The sequence below is a fragment of the Ruegeria sp. CDSC042 genome (assembly GCF_059610745.1).
On the sequence record NZ_JBXWOF010000001.1, the window covers coordinates 272,226 to 296,543 of the forward strand.

Consider the following 24,318-nt stretch of genomic DNA (forward strand, 5'->3'; position numbering starts at 1 on the left):
CTGGGCCGGGCAGCGCGTGCCGCGCTGCGGTCAGAACCCTGGGCTGGTGCCCTGTAGAACGCCGTGCTCCAGCGCATAGCGGGTCAGGCCGGCCGTTGAGGATATGCCCAATTTTCGTTTGATGTTCTTGCGATGGGTCTCGACCGTTCGCACTGAGATATCAAGCGTATGGGCGACTTCCTTGTTCGATTTCCCTTGTGCCAGCTCCAGCAAGATCGTCTGCTCGCGCCCGGTCAAAGCCTCGCGCGTTGTGTCGCCTTTGGGTTTGAGGGAACCGCTTGCGCCCGTGCACAAATATTGTTCACCCCGCATGACGGCATCGATGGCCTTTTTGATTTCATCCGTTGGGACGTCCTTGAGCACGTACCCTTTTGCACCATGGCTGAGAGCAGTCGAAATATATTCGGGGCTGTCATGCATGGACAGGATCAGAATGCAGGTGTCCGGTATGCGTTCAAGGATGATCTCGGTTGCGCTCAGGCCACTTAGCCCGGGCATGTTCAGGTCCATCAGGATGACGTCAGGCTTCAGATCGGCAACCTGGTCAACCGCTTTCTTTCCGCTGCTGAGTGTCCCGACCACGGTGATGTCGTCATAGCTTTCGAGGATCGACTGGATCCCCTCGGCCACCATTGGATGATCGTCGACAATCAGGACCCGGATCGTCTGGTCGCTCATGTACCGGCCTTTCGGTTCGGAGTTGCGTCTTCCTGCGGCGGCAACAGGTGGCTGAGTGGCAGGCTGACCTCGATCACTGTGCCGCTGCGGTGGCCGCGTGATGACAGAATACGCAGCGATCCGTCAAGTTGCTCGATCCGTTCCTGCATATTGCGCAACCCGATCCCGGTACTGCCCCGACCCGGAGAGTTGCGCAAACCGCGGCCATTGTCGGTTATTCGCATGGTCGCGCCTTTCTTGTGCCCGCGCAGATCGATGGTGACATGGGTGGCTCCGGAATGGCGTTCGATATTGGTCAGGGCCTCTTGGGCGATGCGGTAGAGGGCGATCTTGCTATCCTGATCCAGCCGGTTGCGGAAAACAACGGTCGAGAAATCGGTCTCGATCCCGGTTCTCTCGCGGAAATCATCTGTCAGAGCCTCAAGCGCGGGGCCGAGGCCCAAATCGTCCAGCACGCCGGGGCGCAAGTCGCGACTGATGCGGCGGACCTCGCTGATGGCGGTTCCCAGATGCTCGATCCCCTTGTCCAGTGGATCATGCGCGCCCACATCATCGCCGCGCGACAGGCGACGGCGGGCGTTGTCCAACGCAAAGCGCACGCCCACAAGGATCTGACTGATCCCGTCATGAAGCTCGCGTGCCACACGGCCGCGCTCTTCCTCTTGCGCGTCGAATACCCGCTGGGTCAGCTGTTTAAGTTTGGCATCGGCCAGACGTCTTTCGCGGATGTTGAGCAACATGCCTGAGGCAAAGACAATCAGAACAGCGGCCAGAACAATGGCACCGATATACATGAAGGTACGCTGCACGCGCGCTTCAACCTCGGCCCGTGCGCTGGCAACTGCAGCAACGATGTCATCGATGAATACCCCGGTGCCCACAACCCAGCGCCAATCCTGAAGGCCGACAACATAGGCAATCATTTGCGCTTCTTCCCCGGTCGAGGGCTTTTGCCACATAAAGCTGTGCCAACCCGCACCCTGACGAGCAAGGCGAATGAACTCATTCACCACCGGTGTGCCGTCGCTGTCGGTCAGACCCTCCCAATTTCGGTTGATGAACTCAGTCTGACGGGGGCTGACCAGATTGGTGCCGTCATAGTCATAGACGAAAAAGAACCCGTCCTGCCCATAGATCATGGCCGACAGGATTTGCGCGACCTGAGTTTTGGCGGCGGTGTCATCCGGAGCCGCGCGCCCGTAGATATAGGCAAACCCATTGCGCGCCTGAGTCACATAGTTGCGCAGCTCTTCCTTCTTGGCCTGAATCAAAGAGCGTTCCAGTGCTTCAATTTCGCGCTCGGCAGTGGCGCGCGCCTCATAGGCAACCATCACCGCAATCGCGGCGACCGCCACGACCAGCGGGATCGCCGCCACCAGCGACAGCTTTTGAGCATAGGTCAACGAGACCAGTTGTCGAAGTCTTTGCATGGACGAATCGATACGCAAGCCACAGCAAAATTGCAAAAAGATTGGGCGTCTGGCGGGAAAACGGCACCAAAAATCCCTGTTTTGCTATGATTGGACCGTTATTGCCTGTGCAATTCGCGCAGAAAGCCGCGTTTCTACGCAGTAGTAGGTATTCCCTTTCACTTCCTTGTGACTAGTCTTGCCGCTGTTGAATACGACAGGCCCGGACAATCCGGGTCATGATTATGAAGGGGAGGATCACTCATATGGACCGTCGTTCATTTCTGAAAACATCCGCACTGGGCGGCTCGGCTGCTGCAGCGACCACGCTGGCGGCACCGGCCTATGCACAGGGCAAGCGCACGCTGACCATGGTCACATCTTGGGGCCGTGGCCTTGCAGGTGTGTTCGACAGCGCGCAGCGTTGCGCCGACAGCATCACCACCATGTCGGACGGCAACCTGAACGTTGAGATCAAAGCAGCCGGTGAGCTGGTTGGCGCGTTCGAAGTGTTTGACGCGGTATCATCCGGTCAGGCCGACATGTACCACGCGGCAGACTATTATTTTGTGGGTCAGCATCCGGGCTATGCATTCTTTACCGCTGTTCCGTTTGGTATGACCGCCCAGGAACTGGTGAACTGGTACTACCATGCCGGTGGTATGGAACTGCATGACGAGCTGGGCGAAATCTTTGGCCTGAAATCCTTCCTGGCTGGTAACACCGGTGCGCAGGCGGGCGGCTGGTATTCGAAAGAGATCAACAGCCCCGAAGATTTCAACGGCCTGAAGTTCCGCATGCCGGGGCTGGGCGGTAAAGCTCTGGGTAAACTGGGCGCATCCGTGCAGAACATTCCGGGCTCCGAAGTGTATCAGGCGCTGTCATCCGGCGCGATCGACGGAACCGAGTGGATCGGTCCGTGGGCTGACGAAAAAGCCGGTTTCCAGGAAATCACCAAGACATACTACACCGCGGGCTTCCATGAGCCGGGTGCGGGTCTTTCGCTGGCAACCAACCGCGAGGTCTATGACAGCCTGTCTGCCTCGCAGCAGAAGATCATCGAGATCGCCGCAGGTGAATGCCATCAGTGGAACCTGGCGCAATTCCTGGCCAACAACGGCGCGGCGCTGCAGCGTCTGCAGGCTGGTGGCGTCAAGGTCATGGAGTTCCCGGACAGCGTTTGGGACGCGTTTGGTGCCGCAAGCCAGGAAGTCCTGGACGAGAACATGGGCGACGAGCTGTTCAAGCGCATCCACGACAGCGCGATGGAATCCATGGCCGCGTCTTCGGCCTGGAACAATCTGTCGTCGGGTGTCTACACCTCGCAGCGCGACCGCGTTCGCGGCTAAGTCACTTCGATCTTTGAAATCGGTTCCCCCGCATGTCGGGGGAGCCATTCCCGTTGCGCATCTGACGGTCGGACAAACTGTAACTCTCAAATGTGCAACTGACGCGACCTGGGGACAACATGCAGGACGAAAACGGTATCTCGTTCTTCGGCGCCCTGTGGAATGGACTGATATGGTTCATTCAGAACATTGCCGAAGCCTTCATTAATTTCGGATACGCCATCACGCATCCGCAACTCTGGCTAGACTGGTCGGACAAAGAAGCAGTCATGCGCTTTGTCTATTACGGCGGGTCGGTCGAGTTCTTCTTTGTGGTTTTCACGCTGTTTCTGGTGTTGACGGCCATTGGTCTTTACTACCGCAACTTCATGTGGGCGATGGTGCGCGGGCTTGAAGGCTTTGCCAACACGACGGGGCGTTTCTTCGCCTGGGCAGGCCTTTTGATGGTGGTTCAGCAGATCATCATCGTGTTCATGCAGCGGGTCTTTACCCGCCCGGATATGTCCTTTGGGCTGGGTATCCCGTTTCAGATGGATATCAGCTGGTTCGCGGAAGAGCTGAAACTGTATAACGCCATGGTCGTGTGCCTGTGCTGCACCTACACCTTTGTACAGGGCGGCCATGTCCGCGTTGACCTGATCTATGCCGGCATCAGCCACCGCGCCAAACGTGTGGTCGACATGTGTGGTGCTGTACTGTTCATGATGCCGATGGCGGTGCTGACCTGGATGTATGGCTGGTACTTCATGTGGCGGCATCTGATCGTGCCGAAGCCCTCGGCCAGTGATACTTTGGACCGGCTGGTGGCCAAGTCCCGCGCGCTGCGCTGGAACGTGGAAACCATCGGGTTCAGCCCCAACGGATTCAACGGCTATTTCCTGTTCAAGATTCTGCTGATCGCATTCGCGGCCATGGTGTTCCTGCACGCGATTGCATTCCTGTACCGCTCGTATCTGGAATATGTGGAAGGCCCGGAAAGTGTTGGAAAATACCTCGACAAGGACAGCCTTGGTGAGGGTGAAGAAGCCTACGAAGGCGCGCATTAGGGACGGAGAACCAGACAATGCTATTCGGACTTGATGGCGTCGAGATAGGCCTCATTATCGTATTTTTCTGCCTCTTCGGAGGTATTCTATCCGGTTTTCCGGTGGCCTTCGCCATCGGCGGGGCAGGAGTGATCTCATTCGGCATCATCGCCGCATTGGACAGCGCAGGTTTGCTGATTCACCAGGCGATCGACACCGGCTCTGCGGCGTATCAGGATCTGGTCAGCACGGGGGTTAAACCTGATACCATATCAGTGTTCCGCTTCCCGGACTTACCAAGGATTGCCGAGCCTGTTTTTGTCTCGGGCTGGGAAACCGCTCTGGACCGCAACGTGTCGTTCATCGTGAACCGCATGAACGAGCGTGTTCTGGCCGGACAGTCCATTGAAACCCTTCTGGCGGTTTTGATGTTCGTGCTGATGGGCATCACGCTTGAACGGTCGAAGATCGCCAATGATCTGCTGACCACAATGGCGCGCGTCTTTGGACCGTTGCCGGGTGGTCTGGCCGTTTCGATTGTGGTCGTGGGGGCGTTTCTTGCGGCCTCAACCGGGATCGTGGGCGCGACCGTTGTAACCATGGGCTTGCTGGCGCTGCCAACCATGCTGCGCAACAACTATTCGCCTGAATTGGCGACGGGTGTCATTGCGGCTTCAGGTACGCTGGGGCAGATCATCCCGCCCTCGATCGTGATTGTTTTGCTGGGAACTCTGGCCGGTGACTTGTATTCCACCGCGCAAGAAACGCGCGCGGTTGATGCCGGGTGTACAGACGCACTGACCTATCTGGGTGAGCCTGCGGTTGTCTCGGTCGGTACTTTGTTCCAGGCCGCCTTGCTGCCAGGGATCATGTTGGCGCTGCTATATGCGCTTTATGCCTTTGGCTATGCGCTGCTCAATCCGCATAAGGCGCCTGCGGTGCCCATGACCGGCGGCAGCGGAGAGCCCATTACCCGTTCAGAAGGTTTCACCTGGTTGCTGGGTGCACCTGTCGCGTTGATCGTGGGTACGGTTCTGCTGGGCAATCTAGGGGTCATCGGCAGCCAAAATGTCTCGGTCTCGGCCTTCTCCGATATCGGGCAGGGCGCATCGCTGCGGACCAACGTTTCCGAAACCTGCAAAGCCTCGATGATCGAGCTGCATGGTCAATCCGCTTGGGATCAGGCCGTGGCCGAGCAAACGGCCATTGATGACGCAGGTGGTGCCGCAGAATCAACTCGTCTGACCGAGGAAGAGCTTGCCACCGCGCAGCAGGAGAAGATTGCCAACGCCGCTCCGATTGGAACGGGTGTTGCGGTGATGGTTCTGTTGCTGGGTCTGACCATTGTGATGGGTCGGGGCATCGCGCCGTCTCGGTCGCCGCAGCCGCTGATCCTTGGGGCCATTGGTCTGATCCTGATGTTGCTTGTCGATATTCTGTTCGTGTCGCCAACAACGTCGTCAGGTTTGACCTTTGTGATGCTGGCGTTGCCCTTTGCCTTGGCCATCTATGGCTGCAAAGAGGCTGCGGCGCGCTGTGCCACCAATGATCTGATCCGGGTGGTCTTTCCTCCGCTGGTTCTGATCATCGCGGTGCTGGGGTCGATCCTGGGTGGGGTGACCAACCCGACCCCGGCGGCGGCACTGGGCGCGGGTGGTGCAATCATGCTCGCGGCTTATCGCAAGCTGCAAGATCAGGAGCGGTCCGGCAAGGTCATCATCTGGGCCACCTTCGCCGTGGTCATTGCCCTGTTGATGGGGGTCAATTTTGATCTGCGCATCAATCAGAGCAGCGCCTCGGCCGAAACCTGGATTGCCTTCATCATAGCCTATGCGGCCTATCTGTATGCCCTGTTCGGTTTGCTGTTCGGCTGTTGGGTTCTGTATTCCAGCGGCGTGCTGACCCCAGTGGTGCGGGAAACCGCCAAAGTGACCTCAATGGTGTTCACCATTTTGATCGGGTCACAGCTGTTGAATCTGGTGGTGATCTCGTTCGGCGGTGAGCACTATATCCAGCAGTTCCTCAAGAGCTTTGACAATGAATTCACAGTCTTCCTGATCGTGATGCTGGTGCTGTTCTTCCTTGGGTTCGTACTGGATTTCCTGGAAATCATCTACATCGTGATCCCGATTGTAGGCCCGGTAATCTACGGCGGGTCTTTTGATCCGAAATGGGTGACGATCATGGTGGCGGTGAACCTGCAGACCTCGTTCCTGACACCACCTTTTGGATTTGCGCTGTTCTATCTGCGCGGGGTCGCGCCGAAAGAAGTGACCACCGGCCATATCTATCGTGGGATTGTACCGTTTGTGCTGATCCAGGTGGTCGGTATCGGAATCCTTTGGTTCTTCCCTGCGATTGTGACCATCGTGCCGGATCTGATCCCGAATTGATCAAAGATCAGGTGTTCAAATGAAAAGGGGGCCAGCGGGCCCCCTTTGCTTTGTTTGTAGGTAGAAGGGGCCAGCCCCTTCTTGGCCTGCGGCCAATTCAACCCCGAGGTATTTTTGGCCAGATGAAGATGCGGATCAGGTGAATTGGATCAGATCCCAGCGGTTGCCGAAAGGGTCCTGCCAGACTGCTACGGTTCCATAGGGTTCATGGCGCGGGGCTTCTTCGAAATGGACGCCTTTGGCCAGCATGGCCTTATAGTCGCGGTCGAAATTGTCTGTTTCCAGAAAGAAGCCGACCCGACCACCTGTCTGGTTGCCGATTGCGGTTCTCTGATCTGCATCGGCGGCCCTGGCGAGTAGAAGTGAGCCCCCGGTGGATCCGGGTGGGCTTACGCGGACCCATCTTTTTCCAGCGCCCAAGTCGATGTCCTGCGTCAGGGAGAAGCTGAGTGTATGCGTGAAAAAGGCGATGGCATCATCGTAATCCGGCACGACAAGCGTAACGGCGTGGAGGCTTTGTTGCATCAAGTTTCAGCCTTTGGTCGGGTGACGATCAGGCAGTTGGATGCTGGCAACCTGTTCGGCGATGGGGGCTGTGGACAGCGGGTGGTGGCCGTCATGTGCAATGTCATAGGGATCCTTGACCCGTTTCCATTCGCCCTGACTGTACACTTCCAGCCCTGCAAAGCGGGATTTGTATCCCATTTTCGGGCTGCCAGGCACCCAGTAGCCAAGATAGATATAGGGCAGACCCGCCTCGCGTGCGATGTCGATGTGATCCAGGATCATGTACGTGCCCAGTGAATTCTGGGGCTGATCCGGGCTATAGAATGAATAGACCATGCTCAGCCCGTCATCCAAGACATCGGTCAAACTGACAGCGATCAGATTACCGGATTCGGGGTCTGAGTATTCGACCACTCGACTGCGTATGGGGGTCTCTTCGATCATGGCTGCAAATTCGAAGACGTCCATATCCGCCATGCCGCCATCCGCATGTCGGGTGTCAAGATAGGTGCGGAACAGGTCATATTGTTCGTCGGTAGCCCATGGGGAATTCGCCCGGCGTCGCAGATCTGAGTTCCGCCTGACCGCGCGTTTCTGGCTTTTGCTGGGTTGAAAGGCCGAAACGTCGATCCGCGCGGACAAACACGCGGCGCAATCGGTGCAGGAAGGGCGGTATAGGACGTTTTGAGACCGTCGAAACCCTTGCTGGGAAAGGGAGTCATTCAGTTGATTCGCGCCTTCGCCTTGCAGGGCTGTGAACAGCTTACGCTCCATCTTGCCCTCAAGATAAGGGCAAGGCTGAGGGGCCGTAACGTAGAATTGCGGCGCGATTGGCAGCGTGTGTCGCATGAATGTCCTATGGTTCCTGAAACGGGATGATAACAACCGTTCCCGGAGCCGCCAAGTGATTCACGCGACAGTCTTTTAAGCGCGACGGTTAATCATAACCGTGCCGAGAAGGGTGTCAGTCAGGCCCTGGCCGCGCGCGCCGGTCAGCATCATGATGACTGAAATGATTTGCAGCACCGGAAATGCCATGCTGACAAAATAACCGGCTGTGTGTGCGACCGCTTTACCTGTGTCCATTCGTTCACCAAAAGCGTCGCGTAGTTCGACCCCCATGAAACGCATACCCAGAGTGGCCGAGCCGTTGGCGATTGTGACGACGCGATAGACAAAACTGACCACCGCATAAATCAGGGCGAGTATCAGTACGCCGAGCCCGAGGGTCAGGACGATGGCGACGGTACAAAGCAGCGAAATAAAGGCGATATCGAACAGCCAGGCCAGGAACCGTTTGGTCGTGACGGACTGGTAAAACTCGGGCTGCCGGTTCGGGTCTGGCAAAGAGTGCATACGGGTCATTCCGGTAGATGTTTCAAATACCCTGTCCCGATTGTCGGAACAGGGCAAGGTCGATCAGGCGTTATCGCCGGATTCGTCGCTTTCGCGGTTCTCGCGGACGCGTTCATCCATGAACTGGTCGAATTCGGCCTTGTCTTTCGCTTCGCGCAGACGATGCAGGAACGCTTCGAATTCCTGTTGCTCACGCTCCAGCCGAGCCAGAGTATCGGACTTGTAGGCGTCGAATGCGCTGTTGCCCGAGGGTTTCATTGCGCTCATGTGGCTGTGCCAGGATTTGCGACGGCTGCAGGATTTGTTGAACATACGTTTGCTCCAGATCATGTAGGCCAGAAGGGCCAGGCCGACGGGCCAGAAAAAGATAAAGCCAAGGACCATGGCTGCGATCCAGGCCCCTTTGCCTTTATCGTCAAGCCAGGCTTCTGCGCGGCTGAGCCATCCCGGGTTTTCAGGGACGGCGTGTTCGGTCAATGCGGTCATTGGTGCTCTCCGGGTTAGATGTAAATTGTTTTCACATTGAATAGATGGGGGCACCAAACCCAGTTACAAGAGGTCAATGTGAAAATGATTTACATTTCTGAATTTCGGATGGTTGACCTGACATCTGAACAAGCGCAATTTCAGTCTAACGCACCACGGTTTCTTTCAAACATTGGCTGGGTTGTCTGCTGCGGCGCTGTTTTGAGTTAAGCGCCAAATTGTTGCAATGTCGGGTCAGATATTTGGCCAGAGAAATACTGAAACCACGTCATCGGAGATGAAATGACAGGACTTCTTGCCGTCAACCGTGTACCGCGCGCCTTTGATCCTTCACTTGGTTCCGAAGCGCGCGATGCAGTGGGTGGCATTACACCTGAGCAGGGGGAACTGATCGCAGGGGCTGCGGGCTCCAGCCCCTATCTCAAAGGCCTGATTGATCTGGAAGCCGACTGGCTACCGCAAGCTTTGGCGCAACCGGACGCGATGCTTGCATCCGTTATGGAAACCGCAAGGGCCTTGCCTGCGGATCAACTCAGGCCGGGGCTGAGGCAGGCCAAGAGGCGTTTGGCGCTGTTGACCGCCCTGGCGGATCTGGCAGGGGCGTGGCCGTTGGAAAAAGTTACAGGGGCACTAACCGATTTCGGGGCCATGGTAGCGGATGTTGCCGCCAAGGCCGAGATTGCAACCTTGATCCGGCGAGGTAAATTGCCGGGGATGACCGAAGATGATGTCGCCTCTGCCGCGGGGATGATCATATTGGCCATGGGCAAGATGGGTGCGCATGAGTTGAACTACAGCTCTGATATCGACCTGATCGTTTTGTTTGACGAAACGCGCTATGATCCGGACGATTTCTATGAAGCGCGGCAAGGGATGGTCCGGGCGACACGGAATTTCTGCGCCACACTCAGTGACAAGACAGCGGATGGATATGTATTTCGCACGGATCTAAGGCTGCGGCCTGACCCTGCGGTGACGCCAGTTTGTCTGGCTGCGGAAGCTGCCGAACGGTACTATGAAAGTCTGGGCCGCACTTGGGAGCGCGCTGCATATATCAAAGCGCGCCCCTGCGCTGGCGATATCGCTGCGGGGCAGCGTTTCCTGGATACGCTCCGCCCCTTCATCTGGCGAAGGCATCTGGACTTCGCCGCTATTCAGGATGCCCATGACATGCGCTTGCGTATCCGCGAAAACAAAGGGACAGGCGGTGCGCTGACCATTCCGGGTCATGATATGAAACTAGGGCAAGGCGGGATACGTGAGATCGAATTCTTCACTCAGACCCGACAGTTGATTGCCGGAGGTCGCGATACGGACCTGCGCGTGCGTGGCACTGTACCGGGATTGGCGGCTTTGGCCGGCAAAGGGTGGGTGCCCGAGGACGTGGCTGAAAAGCTTACCGATCACTACCGCGCGCATCGCGAAGTCGAACACCGCATTCAGATGATCCATGATGCGCAGACCCATAAGATTCCGCAATCCTCGGACGGGATTGAGCGGATTGCATGCCTGATGGGGATTGATAGCGCCGATCTGACTGCGGATCTGAAACGGCGGCTGACCGAGGTTCATGAGTTGACCGAAGGTTTTTTCGCCCCCGGCCCGACAGCTCGTGCACCTTTGCCAGAAGTTGAATTTGACGAAAGCATATTGGCGCGCTGGACGACCTACCCATCACTGCGTTCTCAGCGCGGAGCGCGGATTTTCGAACGGCTGAAACCCGAGCTGCTGACGCGTCTTGCCAAAACCGCCCAACCGGATGAGGCGCTGCTGGCACTGGACGGGTTCCTTCGCGGGTTGCCTGCGGGCGTGCAGCTGTTTTCTCTGTTCGAGGCCAACCCGCAGCTTATCGACCTGCTTGTCGATATAGTAGGCACGTCGCATGCATTGGCCGCGCATTTGTCGCACAACGCCTCGGTCTTTGATGCGGTGATTGGCGGCAGCTTCTTTGACGACTGGCCGGGCCAAGCCGTGCTCCAGGACGAACTGGAACAAGAGCTGTCGCAGGAACAAGACTACGAAAGCCAGCTTGATCTGGCGCGGCGCTGGTGCAAGGAATGGCATTTCCGGATCGGCGTTCACCATCTGCGCGGGTTGATCGACGGCGTGCAGGCGGGGCAGCAATATGCCGAACTTGCAAGCGCGGTGATCGCTGCGATCCTGCCATGTGTTGTGGAGCAGTTCACCAGCAAACACGGGCCCGCACCTGGTCGCGGTGCCGCTGTGCTAGGCATGGGATCCCTAGGGGCAGGGCGGATCAACTCGCAATCTGACCTGGATATGATCGTGATCTACGACCCGCTGGATCAGGACATGTCCGAGGGCCCACGGCCTCTTGCCACGCGGACCTACTATGCCCGGTTCACGCAGGCACTGATCACGGCGCTGTCGGCCCCGATGTCGCAGGGGCGACTTTATGAGGTCGACATGCGGCTGCGCCCCTCGGGCAATCAGGGGCCGGTGGCGACCAGTTGGGCCAGCTTCACGAACTATCAGCAGAATGAGGCCTGGGTGTGGGAACACCTTGCCCTGACACGCGCAAACCCCGTCGCCGGTGAGCCCTCTCTGGCCGACGATATCGAGAGCTTTCGAACAGAGCTTGTTTCGCGCTCCCGCGATCAGGCGCAGGTTTTGCGCGAAGTTGCCGAAATGCGCGCGCGTCTGGCAGCCGCGAAAACCCCCGCCGGTATTTGGGATGCCAAGAATGGGGCCGGACGCATGATGGACATAGAGCTGATGGCCGAAACAGGCGCTTTACTGTCCGGTGTTGCAAAGCGCGATGTACATGCCGGGTTGGACGGTGCAGTCGCAGCCGCGCTTTTGGATGTCGCTCAGGCGCAAACGTTGAAGGATTGCTACGATCTATGCTGGTCTGTGCAATGCGCAGCTCGGCTGTTGTCAGGTAAGGTTATCGAGGCCGATAAAATCGGAGAGGGCGGTTCCGCCTTCCTGTGTCGGGCCACCGGGTATGAGCAGGTAGAACAGTTGCAGGCCGCGTTGCAGGAAAGCTACGATATCGCCGCCGAAATTATCGGCCGCGTGATTCAGGAGGATAAAGATGCCGCGCAATGACGATCCGAACGATCACAAAGGCCTGATCCGCGAGGCCTATCGCATCGATGGCATCACATTGCCCGAATGTCGCAGTATCTTTCTGGACTGGGCGTTAAGCCTTCCGGAGGGGCGTGATCAGAGGCAAGCCCTGTCTGACCTGCACGCCATCTATGCCAAAGATGAGGCCGATCACCCAATGACACAGGTGCTGACCGAAGGGTTGCAATCTGCTCAGGCCCCGAAACGGCGCGGTGGTTGGCGGTCTCGCAACCGCTAGGGCTTTCCCCTCGGCGCGTTCGCGACTATGAGGTCGCCATGACCCAAACTGCAGTCCGTCCCCGTATCCGCCTGAAACCCAAAGCCAATGCGCGCGGCCTGCGCCATGGCTTCCCGTGGGTCTATGCCAATGACATTGTCACCGACCGTCGCACGCGCAAAATCCCTGCTGGCGCGCTGGCCGTGCTCGAGGATGAAAATCGCGCGCCGATCGCGTTGGTGGCGGTCAATCCTGAATCGAAAATCATGTGCCGTGTGCTGGACCGCGATCCTGACGCCGAGCTGACGGCTGATTGGTTCGAAACCCGTCTGCGCCGCGCGCTTGATATGCGCGAACGCCTGTTTGACTCGCCCTTTTACCGCCTGATCCATGCCGAGGCGGATGGCTTTCCGGGTGTCATCATCGACCGGTTCGGTGAGGCCTGTGTGATCCAGCCAAACGCCGCCTGGGCCGAGGCGTATCTCGACATGTTGACCGACGCGCTGGTCGCTGTGACCGGCGTGACGACCGTGCTGAAAAACGCCTCGGGCCGGACACGCGGTCTGGAAGGGTTGGATGATGTCAACCTGACCTTGCGCGGCACTGTCCCAGATGCGCCTTTGCCCGTGTTGATGAACGGTGCAACCTATATGGCGGATTTGGCGGGCGGTCAGAAAACAGGCCTGTTCTATGACCAACGCCCCAATCACGCCTTTGCTGCGCAGCTGGTTCAACCCAAGGCTCAGGTTCTGGATGTCTTCAGCCATGTCGGAGGCTTCGGGTTGGCGATGCTGGCGGGTGGTGCCGGACAGGCGCTGTCGGTCGACGGGTCGGCCGCGGCATTGGAGTTGGCCGCAAAAGGGGCCGAGGCTTCTGGCTTTGCCGATCAATTCGACACGCGCCAAGGCGATGCCTTTGATGTGTTGGCTCAGTTGAACGACGAAGGCGCTAAATTTGACGTCGTTATCTGTGATCCTCCCGCATTTGCACCATCAAGGCAGGCGCTGGATGCAGGGCTGCGGGCTTATGAACGCATTGCGCGATTGGCCGCCACACTGGTCAAGCCGGGCGGATATCTGGGCTTATGCTCTTGCTCGCACGCTGCTGATCTGGGCCGCTTCCGCGACGCCTCATCCCGTGGCATCGGGCGCGCCGGGCGCTCAGCCCAACTGATCCATACGGGCTTTGCCGGGTCTGATCACCCGCAATTGCCGCAGCTGGCTGAAAGCGGTTACCTCAAGGCCGTGTTCTACCGGTTATGAAGGCTGTACTCGATACCTGCGTCATCTATCCAACGGTGATGCGTGAGATGCTGTTGGGCACCGCCCGACTAGGTCATTTCACCCCTATATGGTCGGCGCGCATCCTCGAGGAATGGGCCCGCGCCGCACGCAAACTGGGCCCCGAGGGCGAGGCGCAGGCCCGTGCCGAGATTGCCCTGACGCAGGTCAAATGGCCCAAGGCAGAACGCCCAGCCAATGACGGTCTGCAGGCTCGGCTCTGGCTGCCGGACGCAGCAGATATCCACGTTTTGGCCACTGCAGTAGCCGCGTCAGCGGATATCATCGTCACGGTCAACGCCAAGGATTTCCCCAGAAATATTCTTGCAGAAGAAGGGCTTGAGCGGCGTGACCCTGACAGTCTGCTGTATGGTTTCTGGTATAACGACCCGCAAGGGCTGGACCAGCTTGCACAGCAGGTACTGGCCGAAGCAAACCGTCTGTCAGGCGATACATGGACTTTGCGTGGATTGATGAAAAAAGCCCGCTTGCCGCGTCTGGGCAAAGCGCTCGCCAGCTAAGTGGGATCCCTGCTTCATCTGGCTAAAATTACCTCGGAGAGCGCGAGAGGCTGGCCTCTCGCCGCCGAGCCTCAGCCACGCGCCCAACGCTGCTCAAGCACTTCCAGCGCCGCAATCCGCTCATCCGTTTTGGGATGGCTCATCAACCAGGCGGGTACAACGCCTGCGCGTTGCTGCGTCAAATCCTCAAGCTTGTGAAACAGAGACTTTTGCGGGCCGATGCCGATCCCGGCTTTGGTTAGCAGGGCGGCGGCATATTCATCTGCTTCATATTCATCCCCACGTGACAGGCGCGACGCCAAAAGCGCAGTCAGCGCGTTTGCAATCATCGCACCGATGAATGGGACGAACCGGCTCAGAAGCAGCATCAAGGCTGTCCGCAACGCATTCTGTCCAGAAAAATCAATCATCCGTCGACGTGCATGACCCAAGGCCACATGCCCCAGTTCATGTGCGATGACGCTCGCCATCTCTTCGGCGGAAACCTCGCCATTGAGGAACTTGCGATAAAACCCGCGTGTGATGAATATTCGTCCATCCGGAGCCGCAAGCCCGTTCACCGGGTCGATTTCATATATATAGACCGGAACCCTCTCGATCCCCAGCGCCGCCGCCAGCCGGTCAGTCATACGCTTGAGGGCGGGATCGGCCAGTTCGGTCGATTTCAGGTCAAGCTCGCGATGGGTGCGCCAGACCGAGATCCGGTACATCACCACGGCATACAGAACCGCCAGAAGAATCGGAGTAATTCGGAGCATGGTTCTGATATGGGGATAAGCAGACACAAGGGCAAGGCATCAGCGTTTCCGTGGGCCTGAAAGGTCTCCTAGCTGCCATGACGCAGTGGAAACTGGGTTCTTTCGGATTCTAACTGTTGAAAAACGCCGCCTGCCGCCTTATCCGCACGGGAACTCGTCGGAGAATACACAATGTCCAACAATGACCACGAAGCCCGTCACCTGGAAACGCTTGACCGCGACCTTAGACGCTTTTCTCGGCTAGAAGTGGCAACCTCCCAGGTGGGTCGCCCATTTGTCGGGTCTGGCATCGCGCTTTCTTTTATCGTTGTCGCAGGTCTTGTGGCAGCCTTCCTGTTCGGACAAGGCAACAACACGCTGATCGTAGTGCTTGCGGCAATGTTTGGGGCTTATATGGCGCTGAATATAGGGGCCAATGATGTTGCCAACAATATGGGACCGGCGGTCGGGGCCAATGCGTTGACCATGGGGGGCGCCATCGCGATTGCTGCCATATTCGAAAGTGCCGGCGCGCTGATCGCTGGAGGTGACGTTGTTTCCACGATCGCCAAGGGCATTATCGCTCCTGAAAGCATGGGAACGCAGACTGTATTCATCTGGGCGATGATGGCGGCTTTGTTGTCTTCAGCGCTTTGGGTCAACCTAGCGACCTGGGTCGGAGCGCCTGTGTCCACGACCCACTCGGTTGTCGGAGGCGTCATGGGGGCGGGGATCGCCGCAGCCGGTTTTGGCGCAGTGAGCTGGGGGACGATGAGCAAGATCGCGGCCAGCTGGGTTATCTCGCCTATGCTTGGCGGTCTGGTCGCCGCAGGATTTCTCTGGTTCATCAAGTCCCGGATTATCTATCAGGACGACAAGATCGCAGCGGCCCGGAAATGGGTGCCGATGCTGGTTGGTATCATGGCGGCGGCTTTTGCCAGCTATCTGGCGCTGAAGGGGCTCAAGAAGATCGTCAAGATCGACCTCGGCACGGCTTTGTTGATCGGGGCCGCCTGTGGTGGGCTGGTCTGGGCCGTGATGATTCCGGTTATTCGGCGTCAATCCGAAGGTCTGGAGAACCGCAATAAATCCCTCAAAGTATTGTTCGGCATCCCTCTGATCGTATCCGCCGCATTGCTGAGCTTTGCACATGGGGCCAATGATGTGGCCAATGCCGTTGGGCCTTTGGCAGCCATCGTGCAAGCCTCTGCCTCGGGTGATTTCACCCAGGCGATCAGTATTCCCTATTGGGTCATGATCATCGGCGCCTTTGGCATTTCGTTTGGCCTGTTCCTGTTTGGGCCAAAACTGATCCGAATGGTTGGCAGCCAAATAACCAAACTTAACCCGATGCGTGCCTATTGCGTTGCGCTGTCCGCAGCCATCACCGTTATCGTGGCCAGTTGGCTGGGTCTTCCCGTAAGCTCGACCCATATTGCAGTGGGTGCCGTCTTTGGTGTCGGCTTCTTCCGGGAATGGGATGCTGAAAGACGGCTGCGTAAAGCCCGCATTACAGTGCCTGAGCGGACGGTTCTGGCACCGGAAGAACGCCGCCGGCGCAAGCTGGTGCGCCGCTCGCACTTTATGACGATTATTGCAGCCTGGATTATTACCGTGCCCGCGGCGGCTGTGTTGTCGGGTGTTTTGTTTCTGGGCATTCAGGCCATCGCCGGGTAATCCCGGCCTCGGCAGAACCTGATCCGCGGGCTGGCGTTATCGCGTCAGCTCGCGCATTCCTTTTTCCAGCCCGGCCAGAGTCATCGGCACCATCCGATCCTGAAAAATCTCGCGGATCATTCCGATTGAGTGGGTATATTCCCAATACTTCTCAGGCACTGGGTTGATCCACAGGTTCGATGCCCAATGGTCGCGCGCCCGCTGCAGCCAGATCTGGCCAGCCTCCTGGTTCCAGTGTTCATTGGCACCGCCGGGATAGGCAACCTCATAAGGGCTCATCGAGGCGTCGCCGACGAAGATGCATTTGTAATCGGGACCATAGGTGCGCAGCACCTCATGGGTCGGCGTCTGCTGGTCCCAGCGGCGGATGTTGTCACGCCAGACACCTTCGTACAGGCAGTTGTGGAAGTAGTAATATTCCAGATGCTTGAATTCGGTTCTTGCGGCCGAGAACAGCTCTTCCACCACTTTGATATGTGGGTCCATTGAGCCTCCGACGTCCAGAAACAACAGAACCTTGACGGCATTGTGCCGTTCGGGCCGGGTTTTGACATCTAGATATCCATGCTCGGCTGTTGCGCGGATGGTGCCGTCCAGATCAAGCTCTTCCGCCGCACCCTCGCGGGCCCAGCGGCGCAGGCGTTTCAGCGCGACCTTGATGTTGCGCGTGCCCAGTTCGACCGTGTCGTCGAGGTTCTTGAACTCACGCTTGTCCCAGACCTTGACCGCGCGCTGATGGCGGCTTTCCTTCTGACCGATCCGCACGCCTTCGGGATTGTACCCATAGGCCCCGAAGGGCGAGGTTCCGGCGGTGCCGATCCATTTGTTGCCACCCTGATGGCGGCCTTGCTGATCCTTGAGCCGCTCTTTCAGCGTCTCCATCAGCTTGTCGAATCCGCCAAGGGCCTCGATCTCGGCTTTTTCCTCTTCGCTGAGGTGCTTTTCCGCCATCTTCGCCAGCCATTCGGCAGGGATGTCGACGGCTTCGAGGACCTGTTCGAACCCGATCTGTTCCAGCCCTTCAAAGCTGGCGGCAAAAGCGCGGTCGAACTTGTCGATATTGCGTTCGTCCTTCACCATCGACACGCGGGCGAGGTAATAGAACGCCTCGACATCATAGGTTGCCAGCCCCTTTTTCATACCCTCCAGAAAGGTCAGATATTCCCGCAGGGATACGGGGATACCGGCTTTGCGAAGGTTTTCGAAAAAGGGAACAAACATGGGCTACACCACAAAGCGAACCAGAACCAAGGACAGGATAAGCCCGACCAGCGCGAAGGCGATTCCATATCCGGCTGCATATTGCGCGATATCAGCGCCGCTGCCGTTGCGTTTGCGCGCGGTCAGCGCCCCAAGGAGCGCACCCAGCACCGCCAGTCCCAGAACCACTATCATGCGTTAATCGCCCCCGTTAATTGACTGGTCCTTCTGCGACGTCCTGCATAAGCGACCGGGCCACTACATCCGAGCCAAAGCCGTATCGTGCCCATCTCAGACTGTCCAGCCTGACGGAACGTGCCTCTGCGGAACGGCCTATTTCATTCAGGACCTCGGCTTTCAGCAACAACAACGTTGCAAGCTGCGAGGCGTTCTCAGCCCGTGTCATCACGTTAATAGCGTCGTCGATTTCGGGCAGGAACTCTGGCCCATTGCCTTGCGAAAGCGCAAAGGCGCCCAGTTGGGTCGTGATGTAGGATTGATGCAATTCCGTGCCCGGTGTAGCGCGCAGAAACTGCAGGGCAATATCATATTGGCGCAACGCCTCTTGCGGATCATCGAACTGTTCCATGCGGCCCATCAGGTAATGAGGGTAAGCGCGCCGGTGATCGGTCCAACCTTGTTCCTTGCCAATTCGGGCTGCCTTGCGGGCCTGTCTCATGCGCGATTGCTGGCTGCGATTGGATTGCAAGGATTTCTGAATTGCTGAAATCCAGGCTCGTGGAGTTTCCGACATGGGCTGTACCGGCACCGCATCACCGCGCGGATTCAGACGCGAGAGAATTTCGGGTATGGCCGTTTCGACCTGTTCACGTGTCATACCGCTGTGCAGTTGGGATGAATATGCGGCCTTCAGGATCAACATGTCGAACCCGGTCAGGACCGTGTGGATATTGTCATCGTTGAATACCGAGTCCGGAAGGCGATACAGGTCATTCAGCGGGCCAAGCGCCTGTGCGATCTCTTCGTGCAGGCAGTCACGTTTTTCCTGCGGACTTGCATCGGCGGGAATGAAGATGCCCAGTCGCTGACGGCTGCTCAGTTTGGTCCAGCTGCTTTTCTGTTTGAACCGATCCCGGCGGTACTCCGCAAGGCTTGAGGCATTGGGTACCACGAAACATGCAGCCTGAGGCAGGATGGCCTGAATCTCTTTTTGACTGACCGCCGCGATCGTGATGTTGGCCTGACCGTCCTTGATCTGTTTGATGTCTATCCCGGCTTCAGTGCGCAGACGGGTCAGCAGGCGGCCCAGATCCTTTTGAAGCGAGGGCGTCGCAGCCCCGGTCAACCGCACCGTGATCGGGGTTTCGAACCGCGTAAAAACAGGCAGTGCCGTACCCCCTTCCAGTGCGAAATGCAGAGAGATGAAATCCGCTGCCATGTTTTCATTCGACCGCGCCGGAGGCGAGGGATATGCACGCGTAAAGGACTTGGCAGGGGGCAGGGGTGGTTCGATGTCCACAATCTCGGGTGGGCTTTCGGCAGGCTCAATCGTGGCGCATGCGGTCAGGACAAAGCTGATCAAGATTGCGAGCCATCGCGTCATGGGCGCTGATACTTGATGAAAGGTGTCTGTTTGCCGATCCTGTCATAGAGCTTTCGCGCGGTATGGTTGAAATCCTGCGTCAGCCAATAGACAGACGGTGCACCTTGCCGGTCCGCTTCGTCGTAGACGGCCTGAATCAAAGCGCGACCGACCCCCATGCCGCGCGCCTCGGGGCGGGCGAATAGGTCCTGCAAGTAGCACACGCTTTCTTCCTTCCAGGCATGGCGGTGGAACAGAAAGTGGGTCAAACCCACAAGCCCTCCGTCGGCCTGCGCGACGAAACAAGAAAAATCGTTCGGATCATCCCCCAGCAGTCGCGAGAAAGTGCTGTCATAGACGGAATCCGGAACCGTGGTTTCATAAAACGCCAGATAGTCCCGCCACATATCCGCCCAGTCCTCGCGATCAGTCGGATGCAAGGCTCGAATTGTTACTGTTTCTGGCATTGCTGAGTCCCGTTGAGTCTGATGGTAAATTGCCCGGACAAGCCGGGCAACCTGAGACCAATGCTTGCATCCGAGACTTGCTAAGGCAAGCGGCGATCACCGAGGGTTTACCGGCTCAGCGTTTGTTGCGGGCCATGAATGCCAGGCGTTCGAACAGGTGCACGTCTTGTTCATTCTTAAGCAGCGCACCGTGCAGTTTGGGCAGGGCATTGGCGCCATCGCGCTTGAGGTCTTCGGCGGTCAGGTCCTCGGCCAGCAGCAGCTTGAGCCAGTCCAGCACCTCTGAGGTCGATGGCTTTTTCTTCAGGCCCTGAGTTTCGCGAATCTCATAGAACTGGGTCAGAGCCGTTGTCAAAAGCGCATCTTTGATGCCGGGATGATGGACCTCGACGATGCGGCGCATCGTGGCCTCATCAGGGAACCGGATATAATGAAAGAAACACCGGCGCAGGAAGGCGTCGGGCAGTTCCTTTTCATTGTTCGATGTGATGATGACGATCGGACGGTTCTTGGCGCGGATCGTTTCGCTGGTCTCGTAGACGTGAAACTCCATCTTATCGAGCTCTTGCAGCAGATCGTTCGGAAACTCGATATCGGCCTTGTCGATCTCGTCGATCAACAACACGACCTTTTCATCGGTTTCAAAGGCCTGCCACAATTTACCCTTGCGGATATAGTTCGACACGTCGTGCACGCGCTCTTCACCCAACTGGCTGTCGCGCAGACGACTGACGGCATCGTATTCATACAGTCCCTGCTGCGCGCGGGTGGTGGATTTCACGTTCCACTCGATCATCCGCAGCCCCAACGCTCCGGCCACCTGCTTGGCCAACTCGGTCTTGCCAGTTCCCGGCTCACCTTTGACCAGCAAGGGACGTTCCAGCGTCACGGCGGCATTTACCGCAATGGTCAGATCGTCTGTGGCGACGTATTCGGCTGTTCCTTGGAAACGTGCGGTCATTGGCCCCTCATCAAGTGTCGCGCGAAATGCGCCCTTGGGGTTACCGCGCAGCAGAAATTTTGACAAGCTAGGTCGCTGCGTCGCATGAAGGGAAATTGCCGAGTAACTACAATGCTTTTGGTTGATTCGTGCGCTAACATCCGGTGCCGTCTTTTTGGAGTTGCCCTGAAATGGTCAGTTAATTTTCACAGAAAAACAAGGTTTTGTTGTTTGGTTGGACGTATTTAGATCAAGCGCAATGGCGCGGCGCCGGGGCGACGTTTGCATAGTGACAATTACTGCGCTGTCAGATAAACGCTCCGCAGAAGGGGATTGCCGCATGTCAGGTAATGAGAGAGTGACCGGCGTTGCAGGCCACACCGAGGGAGCAAAAATGAAGCAGGAAGTTTTTCTGCCTGAAGATTACCGTCCAGCTGAAGACGAACCATTTATGAATGACAGGCAGCTAGAGTATTTTCGTCGCAAGCTGCTGGATTGGAAAAACGAACTAATGGCTGGCAGCCGCGATACGATCGAAGGGCTGCAGGACAACACCCGTAACATTCCGGATGTCGCTGACCGCGCAAGCGAAGAAACCGATCGCGCGCTGGAACTGCGCACCCGCGATCGTCAGCGCAAGCTGGTTGCCAAGATCGATTCTGCCATGCGCCGGATTGATGAAGGCGAGTACGGCTATTGCGAGATGACCGGTGATCCGATTTCGCTGAAACGTTTGGATGCGCGCCCAATCGCGACCATGACGCTTGAGGCGCAGGAACGGCATGAGCGTCGCGAAAAGGTCCACCGCGACGATTGATCGCTGGGAAAATCTGATAACATAGACGCCGGGGCCTTTTGCTCCGGCGTTTTTGCGTTAAGCCGGTGACATGAACATCAGCGGATCGAAATTCGGCATAGTCGGAGGTGGCATTGGCGGCCTCGCGGCTGCTTTGACCCTGCGACAGCGCGGCGCCGTGGTGACCGTGTTTGAGCAGGCACCAGAATTGACCGAGGTTGGCGCGGGCCTTCAGATCAGCGCCAACGGGATGGCTGTGCTGCGTGCGCTGAAGGTTGTTGCGGACACGCCCGAGGCTGGGCTTTTGTCCCATGGAACGGTCCTTCGTGATTACCGGGCAGGGCGGCTGGTCTGCAAAATCGTGCCACCCTCTGCCGGGCCTACCTATTATTACCATCGCGCTGACCTGCTTGATCTTCTCTACAAAGCGGCGGTTCAAAAAGGGGTAGAGTTTCACCTTGGTGCGCGTGTGGAACGGGTGCGAAAGCACCCGTCCGAGGCCGAAATTACCCTCGATACGGGGGCGAGATTTCGGGTTGATTGTGCAGTCGCCGCGGACGGCGGCCAAAGTGCAATTCGTGCTGACCTGACTAGCAGGGAAACACCGAAATTCACACATCAGGTTGCCTGGCGCGCGACGATTCCATGGGACCGACGCAACAAGAACCCTTGCGCTGTGCTAACCATGGGGCCGGGACGGCATGTAGTGACGTATCCTTTGCGCGATCAGACCCTGATGAACATCGTGGCAATCGAAGAGAGGTCTGACTGGCAGGAAGAAGGCTGGCGTCTGCGCGGTGACCCCGAAGAGCTGAAGGCGCGATTTGCAGGTTTTGGCGGCTTGGTCAAAGAGATTTTGCAAGAGGTTCAGGACCCGAATATCTGGGCATTGTTCCTGCGCCCTGTTGCTGAATGCTGGCAGAATGGGCGTGTGGCGCTTTTGGGCGACGCAGCTCATCCGACGCTGCCTTTCATGGCCCAAGGTGCTTGCCTTGCACTAGAAGATGCCTGGACTCTGGGGCGGTCTTTCGAAGAACAATCCGGCGTTTCGCAAGCACTGGCCGCCTATGAAGCGACCCGTCGCCAGCGGGCAACTCGGGTGGTCGCTGCCGCTGGAGCCAACGCGCGCAACTTCCATCTACGTGGCCCTATGCGTGTCGGGGCGCAACTGGCGTTGATGGCAGTTGGATCGCGGTTGGGCCGAAAATATGATTGGATCTATGAGTTCGATGCCACGGCTTAGCCGATTACAGATCTAGATCTATCCAAACCGGAACATGATCTGACGGTTTTTCGTGCCCCCGAATTTCGGAATCGATTTTGCAATCGCGCAACAGGTCAGCGGCCTGAGGGGTCAGAAGGAAATGATCAATACGAATCCCGTCATTTCGGTTCCACGCACCCGCTTGATAATCCCAGAATGAATAATGTTCCGGACCTTGCGTGCCAGCGCGAAAGGCCTCGGTGAAGCCGAGATTCAGAATTTTCCGAAATGCGGCCCGGCTTTCAGGGCGAAACAATGCATCCTCGCGCCAGGCATCGGGACGCGCTGCGTCTTCGGCCTGGGGAATGATGTTGTAATCACCTGCCATCAGCGCGGGCTCTTCACCGTTCATCAGATCGCGGGCGCGATGATAGAGCCGTTCCATCCAGGCGAGTTTATACTCATATTTCGGCCCTGGGGCGGGGTTGCCGTTCGGCAGATAAAGCCCGCAGATACGCAGCGCCTGTTTGCCGACGACCGTGGCCTCGATCCAGCGGGCCTGTTCATCCTCATCATCACCGGGCAAACCCCGCGAGACGTCCTCGAGCGGTAGCTTTGACAGAATGGCAACGCCGTTAAAGCTTTTCTGACCGTGCGTTTCCACGTTGTACCCGCGCGCCTCAAAGATCTCTCTGGGGAAGTTATCGTCGACAGACTTGATCTCTTGCAGCAGCACAACATCGGGCTGGGCATCATCCAGCCAACGCGGCAATGCTTCGGCCCGCGCCTTGATGCCGTTGATGTTGAATGTGGCGATTTTCATGCGCGACCCTCCGACAGTCCTTGGCAACCTATCGCCCAGAACGGGCCCAACGGCAAGGCGGAGAACAGGTTTGCGAGGCGCTGCCTCGCGCTCCGAGGTATTTTTGGCCAGATGAAGAAACGGACCGTTAACCAGAATCTCCGAAAATCAGCTGGCGGTACAGGCGGAGGCGCCGATGACCGCGCCAGGTGAAGCTCTCCGGTCTAGAAATCGGAGAGCGGATCCCTGCTTCATCTGGCTAGAAATACCTTGGGGGTGTGGGGGTGAAACCCCCACGGGTGATCACATTGAAAACGAAGTGCCGCAGCCGCAGGAGGAGGTGGCGTTTGGGTTTTCGATAACAAAGCGTGCGCCGATCAGTTCTTGCGTGAAATCAATCACCGCATTTTCAAGAAACGGCAGTGAGATTGCGTCGACAATGACTTTCTGCCCCTTACCCTCAAGAACCAAATCGTCGTCTTTGGGTTTGTCCAATGCAATTTCGTACTGAAAGCCCGAACACCCGCCGCCTTCGACAGCGACACGCAGGGCTTGACCCTGATCGGCCGCGCCGATCTCGGCAAGGCGGTCAAAGGCGCGTTCTGTAACTGTCGGGGGCAGATTCATGCCAAACTCCA

General features: G+C 57.7%; 24 protein-coding genes. 10 read left to right on the top strand and 14 right to left on the bottom strand.

The features are described 5' to 3' along the window. Positions 1-30: 30 nt before the first annotated feature. Both AC2FHX_RS01360 and AC2FHX_RS01365 read right to left on the bottom strand, forming a co-directional pair. A complete protein-coding gene (locus tag AC2FHX_RS01360) occupies positions 31-678 on the bottom strand; it encodes a response regulator transcription factor (protein WP_281994485.1) in 648 nt (215 codons plus the stop codon). Beyond that, positions 675-2,108, bottom strand: a complete 1,434-nt coding sequence (locus AC2FHX_RS01365; RefSeq protein WP_142633292.1) for a cache domain-containing protein — start codon at positions 2,106-2,108, stop codon at positions 675-677. Before AC2FHX_RS01365 ends, AC2FHX_RS01360 begins: the two co-directional genes overlap by 4 nt. 245 nt (positions 2,109-2,353) lie before the next feature. Between AC2FHX_RS01365 and AC2FHX_RS01370 the strand changes: the two genes are divergently transcribed. From AC2FHX_RS01370 to AC2FHX_RS01380, 3 genes are all read left to right on the top strand, one after another. Further along, positions 2,354-3,436 (top strand): TRAP transporter substrate-binding protein, encoded by a 1,083-nt coding sequence (locus AC2FHX_RS01370; RefSeq protein WP_142633295.1) that lies wholly within the window; start codon positions 2,354-2,356, stop codon positions 3,434-3,436. A 119-nt stretch (positions 3,437-3,555) separates the two neighbouring features. Beyond that, positions 3,556-4,482 carry a TRAP transporter small permease subunit gene (locus AC2FHX_RS01375; protein WP_282021887.1) on the top strand — a complete coding sequence of 309 codons (927 nt, stop codon included), beginning with the start codon at positions 3,556-3,558 and terminating at the stop codon, positions 4,480-4,482. Between the two features lie 17 nt (positions 4,483-4,499). Continuing rightward, positions 4,500-6,854, top strand: coding sequence for a TRAP transporter large permease (locus AC2FHX_RS01380; protein WP_496700511.1), 2,355 nt, complete (start codon positions 4,500-4,502; stop codon positions 6,852-6,854). A gap of 135 nt (positions 6,855-6,989) precedes the next feature. Here AC2FHX_RS01380 and AC2FHX_RS01385 read toward each other — a convergent pair whose 3' ends face one another. The 4 genes from AC2FHX_RS01385 to AC2FHX_RS01400 all read right to left on the bottom strand — a co-directional run bounded on the left by AC2FHX_RS01385 (position 6,990) and on the right by AC2FHX_RS01400 (position 9,203). Further along, complete coding sequence (locus tag AC2FHX_RS01385; protein WP_496700510.1) at positions 6,990-7,379, bottom strand: VOC family protein; 390 nt, start codon at positions 7,377-7,379, stop codon at positions 6,990-6,992. Positions 7,380-7,385: 6 nt separating this feature from the next. Further along, positions 7,386-8,210, bottom strand: a complete 825-nt coding sequence (locus AC2FHX_RS01390) for an arginyltransferase (RefSeq protein WP_496700509.1) — start codon at positions 8,208-8,210, stop codon at positions 7,386-7,388. A gap of 75 nt (positions 8,211-8,285) precedes the next feature. After that, positions 8,286-8,717: an RDD family protein gene (locus tag AC2FHX_RS01395; RefSeq protein ID WP_142635100.1), complete on the bottom strand. Its 432-nt coding sequence runs from the start codon at positions 8,715-8,717 to the stop codon at positions 8,286-8,288. A 63-nt stretch (positions 8,718-8,780) separates the two neighbouring features. Then, positions 8,781-9,203: a DUF2852 domain-containing protein gene (locus AC2FHX_RS01400; RefSeq protein ID WP_496695748.1), complete on the bottom strand. Its 423-nt coding sequence runs from the start codon at positions 9,201-9,203 to the stop codon at positions 8,781-8,783. A gap of 282 nt (positions 9,204-9,485) precedes the next feature. Here AC2FHX_RS01400 and AC2FHX_RS01405 point away from each other — a divergent pair, with 282 nt between their 5' ends. The 4 genes from AC2FHX_RS01405 to AC2FHX_RS01420 are packed head-to-tail and all read left to right on the top strand — an operon-like array spanning position 9,486 to position 14,314. Next, a complete protein-coding gene (locus tag AC2FHX_RS01405) occupies positions 9,486-12,275 on the top strand; it encodes a [protein-PII] uridylyltransferase family protein (protein ID WP_496700508.1) in 2,790 nt (929 codons plus the stop codon). Beyond that, entirely contained in the window at positions 12,262-12,534 is a 273-nt protein-coding gene (locus tag AC2FHX_RS01410) for a hypothetical protein (protein WP_281971953.1), read from the top strand. The genes AC2FHX_RS01405 and AC2FHX_RS01410 overlap by 14 nt, the downstream gene beginning before the upstream one ends. A gap of 38 nt (positions 12,535-12,572) precedes the next feature. Then, complete coding sequence (locus AC2FHX_RS01415; protein WP_496700507.1) at positions 12,573-13,775, top strand: RSP_2647 family RNA methyltransferase; 1,203 nt, start codon at positions 12,573-12,575, stop codon at positions 13,773-13,775. Continuing rightward, entirely contained in the window at positions 13,772-14,314 is a 543-nt protein-coding gene (locus AC2FHX_RS01420) for an RSP_2648 family PIN domain-containing protein (RefSeq protein ID WP_496700506.1), read from the top strand. Before AC2FHX_RS01415 ends, AC2FHX_RS01420 begins: the two co-directional genes overlap by 4 nt. Positions 14,315-14,385: 71 nt before the next feature. Here the strand turns inward: AC2FHX_RS01420 and AC2FHX_RS01425 are convergent, their stop codons facing one another. Further along, positions 14,386-15,072 (bottom strand): M48 family metallopeptidase, encoded by a 687-nt coding sequence (locus tag AC2FHX_RS01425; RefSeq protein WP_496695738.1) that lies wholly within the window; start codon positions 15,070-15,072, stop codon positions 14,386-14,388. A gap of 171 nt (positions 15,073-15,243) precedes the next feature. Between AC2FHX_RS01425 and AC2FHX_RS01430 the strand changes: the two genes are divergently transcribed. Beyond that, positions 15,244-16,728 (top strand): inorganic phosphate transporter, encoded by a 1,485-nt coding sequence (locus AC2FHX_RS01430; RefSeq protein WP_496691098.1) that lies wholly within the window; start codon positions 15,244-15,246, stop codon positions 16,726-16,728. 36 nt (positions 16,729-16,764) lie between these two features. Here the strand turns inward: AC2FHX_RS01430 and AC2FHX_RS01435 are convergent, their stop codons facing one another. The 5 genes from AC2FHX_RS01435 to AC2FHX_RS01455 all read right to left on the bottom strand — a co-directional run bounded on the left by AC2FHX_RS01435 (position 16,765) and on the right by AC2FHX_RS01455 (position 20,899). Continuing rightward, positions 16,765-17,949 carry a vWA domain-containing protein gene (locus AC2FHX_RS01435; protein ID WP_496700505.1) on the bottom strand — a complete coding sequence of 395 codons (1,185 nt, stop codon included), beginning with the start codon at positions 17,947-17,949 and terminating at the stop codon, positions 16,765-16,767. 3 nt (positions 17,950-17,952) lie between these two features. After that, positions 17,953-18,123: a hypothetical protein gene (locus tag AC2FHX_RS01440; protein WP_185956603.1), complete on the bottom strand. Its 171-nt coding sequence runs from the start codon at positions 18,121-18,123 to the stop codon at positions 17,953-17,955. A 16-nt stretch (positions 18,124-18,139) separates the two neighbouring features. After that, positions 18,140-19,492, bottom strand: a complete 1,353-nt coding sequence (locus AC2FHX_RS01445) for a DUF2927 domain-containing protein (protein WP_496700504.1) — start codon at positions 19,490-19,492, stop codon at positions 18,140-18,142. After that, positions 19,489-19,938 carry a GNAT family N-acetyltransferase gene (locus AC2FHX_RS01450; RefSeq protein WP_496688347.1) on the bottom strand — a complete coding sequence of 150 codons (450 nt, stop codon included), beginning with the start codon at positions 19,936-19,938 and terminating at the stop codon, positions 19,489-19,491. The genes AC2FHX_RS01445 and AC2FHX_RS01450 overlap by 4 nt, the downstream gene beginning before the upstream one ends. A 115-nt stretch (positions 19,939-20,053) precedes the next feature. Beyond that, positions 20,054-20,899, bottom strand: coding sequence for an AAA family ATPase (locus AC2FHX_RS01455; RefSeq protein ID WP_271948074.1), 846 nt, complete (start codon positions 20,897-20,899; stop codon positions 20,054-20,056). Between the two features lie 373 nt (positions 20,900-21,272). Here AC2FHX_RS01455 and dksA point away from each other — a divergent pair, with 373 nt between their 5' ends. Together dksA and AC2FHX_RS01465 are read left to right on the top strand one after the other, a co-directional pair. Continuing rightward, complete coding sequence (gene dksA / locus AC2FHX_RS01460) at positions 21,273-21,695, top strand: RNA polymerase-binding protein DksA (protein ID WP_142633326.1); 423 nt, start codon at positions 21,273-21,275, stop codon at positions 21,693-21,695. Between the two features lie 70 nt (positions 21,696-21,765). Further along, positions 21,766-22,917 (top strand): FAD-dependent monooxygenase, encoded by a 1,152-nt coding sequence (locus AC2FHX_RS01465; protein ID WP_496700503.1) that lies wholly within the window; start codon positions 21,766-21,768, stop codon positions 22,915-22,917. A gap of 4 nt (positions 22,918-22,921) precedes the next feature. Here the strand turns inward: AC2FHX_RS01465 and xth are convergent, their stop codons facing one another. Both xth and AC2FHX_RS01475 read right to left on the bottom strand, forming a co-directional pair. Further along, complete coding sequence (gene xth / locus AC2FHX_RS01470; protein WP_496691102.1) at positions 22,922-23,701, bottom strand: exodeoxyribonuclease III; 780 nt, start codon at positions 23,699-23,701, stop codon at positions 22,922-22,924. Positions 23,702-23,983: 282 nt separating this feature from the next. Next, positions 23,984-24,307: a HesB/IscA family protein gene (locus AC2FHX_RS01475; RefSeq protein ID WP_142633331.1), complete on the bottom strand. Its 324-nt coding sequence runs from the start codon at positions 24,305-24,307 to the stop codon at positions 23,984-23,986. Positions 24,308-24,318 lie beyond the last annotated feature (11 nt).

Coding starts and splice junctions, on each gene's coding strand:
- AC2FHX_RS01360 (WP_281994485.1), bottom strand. CDS start 678: ATGAGCGACCAGACGATCCGGGTCCTGATTGTCGACGATCATCCAATG.
- AC2FHX_RS01365 (WP_142633292.1), bottom strand. CDS start 2,108: ATGCAAAGACTTCGACAACTGGTCTCGTTGACCTATGCTCAAAAGCTG.
- AC2FHX_RS01370 (WP_142633295.1), top strand. CDS start 2,354: ATGGACCGTCGTTCATTTCTGAAAACATCCGCACTGGGCGGCTCGGCT.
- AC2FHX_RS01375 (WP_282021887.1), top strand. CDS start 3,556: ATGCAGGACGAAAACGGTATCTCGTTCTTCGGCGCCCTGTGGAATGGA.
- AC2FHX_RS01380 (WP_496700511.1), top strand. CDS start 4,500: ATGCTATTCGGACTTGATGGCGTCGAGATAGGCCTCATTATCGTATTT.
- AC2FHX_RS01385 (WP_496700510.1), bottom strand. CDS start 7,379: ATGCAACAAAGCCTCCACGCCGTTACGCTTGTCGTGCCGGATTACGAT.
- AC2FHX_RS01390 (WP_496700509.1), bottom strand. CDS start 8,210: ATGCGACACACGCTGCCAATCGCGCCGCAATTCTACGTTACGGCCCCT.
- AC2FHX_RS01395 (WP_142635100.1), bottom strand. CDS start 8,717: ATGCACTCTTTGCCAGACCCGAACCGGCAGCCCGAGTTTTACCAGTCC.
- AC2FHX_RS01400 (WP_496695748.1), bottom strand. CDS start 9,203: ATGACCGCATTGACCGAACACGCCGTCCCTGAAAACCCGGGATGGCTC.
- AC2FHX_RS01405 (WP_496700508.1), top strand. CDS start 9,486: ATGACAGGACTTCTTGCCGTCAACCGTGTACCGCGCGCCTTTGATCCT.
- AC2FHX_RS01410 (WP_281971953.1), top strand. CDS start 12,262: ATGCCGCGCAATGACGATCCGAACGATCACAAAGGCCTGATCCGCGAG.
- AC2FHX_RS01415 (WP_496700507.1), top strand. CDS start 12,573: ATGACCCAAACTGCAGTCCGTCCCCGTATCCGCCTGAAACCCAAAGCC.
- AC2FHX_RS01420 (WP_496700506.1), top strand. CDS start 13,772: ATGAAGGCTGTACTCGATACCTGCGTCATCTATCCAACGGTGATGCGT.
- AC2FHX_RS01425 (WP_496695738.1), bottom strand. CDS start 15,072: ATGCTCCGAATTACTCCGATTCTTCTGGCGGTTCTGTATGCCGTGGTG.
- AC2FHX_RS01430 (WP_496691098.1), top strand. CDS start 15,244: ATGTCCAACAATGACCACGAAGCCCGTCACCTGGAAACGCTTGACCGC.
- AC2FHX_RS01435 (WP_496700505.1), bottom strand. CDS start 17,949: ATGTTTGTTCCCTTTTTCGAAAACCTTCGCAAAGCCGGTATCCCCGTA.
- AC2FHX_RS01440 (WP_185956603.1), bottom strand. CDS start 18,123: ATGATAGTGGTTCTGGGACTGGCGGTGCTGGGTGCGCTCCTTGGGGCG.
- AC2FHX_RS01445 (WP_496700504.1), bottom strand. CDS start 19,492: ATGACGCGATGGCTCGCAATCTTGATCAGCTTTGTCCTGACCGCATGC.
- AC2FHX_RS01450 (WP_496688347.1), bottom strand. CDS start 19,938: ATGCCAGAAACAGTAACAATTCGAGCCTTGCATCCGACTGATCGCGAG.
- AC2FHX_RS01455 (WP_271948074.1), bottom strand. CDS start 20,899: ATGACCGCACGTTTCCAAGGAACAGCCGAATACGTCGCCACAGACGAT.
- dksA (WP_142633326.1), top strand. CDS start 21,273: ATGAAGCAGGAAGTTTTTCTGCCTGAAGATTACCGTCCAGCTGAAGAC.
- AC2FHX_RS01465 (WP_496700503.1), top strand. CDS start 21,766: ATGAACATCAGCGGATCGAAATTCGGCATAGTCGGAGGTGGCATTGGC.
- xth (WP_496691102.1), bottom strand. CDS start 23,701: ATGAAAATCGCCACATTCAACATCAACGGCATCAAGGCGCGGGCCGAA.
- AC2FHX_RS01475 (WP_142633331.1), bottom strand. CDS start 24,307: ATGAATCTGCCCCCGACAGTTACAGAACGCGCCTTTGACCGCCTTGCC.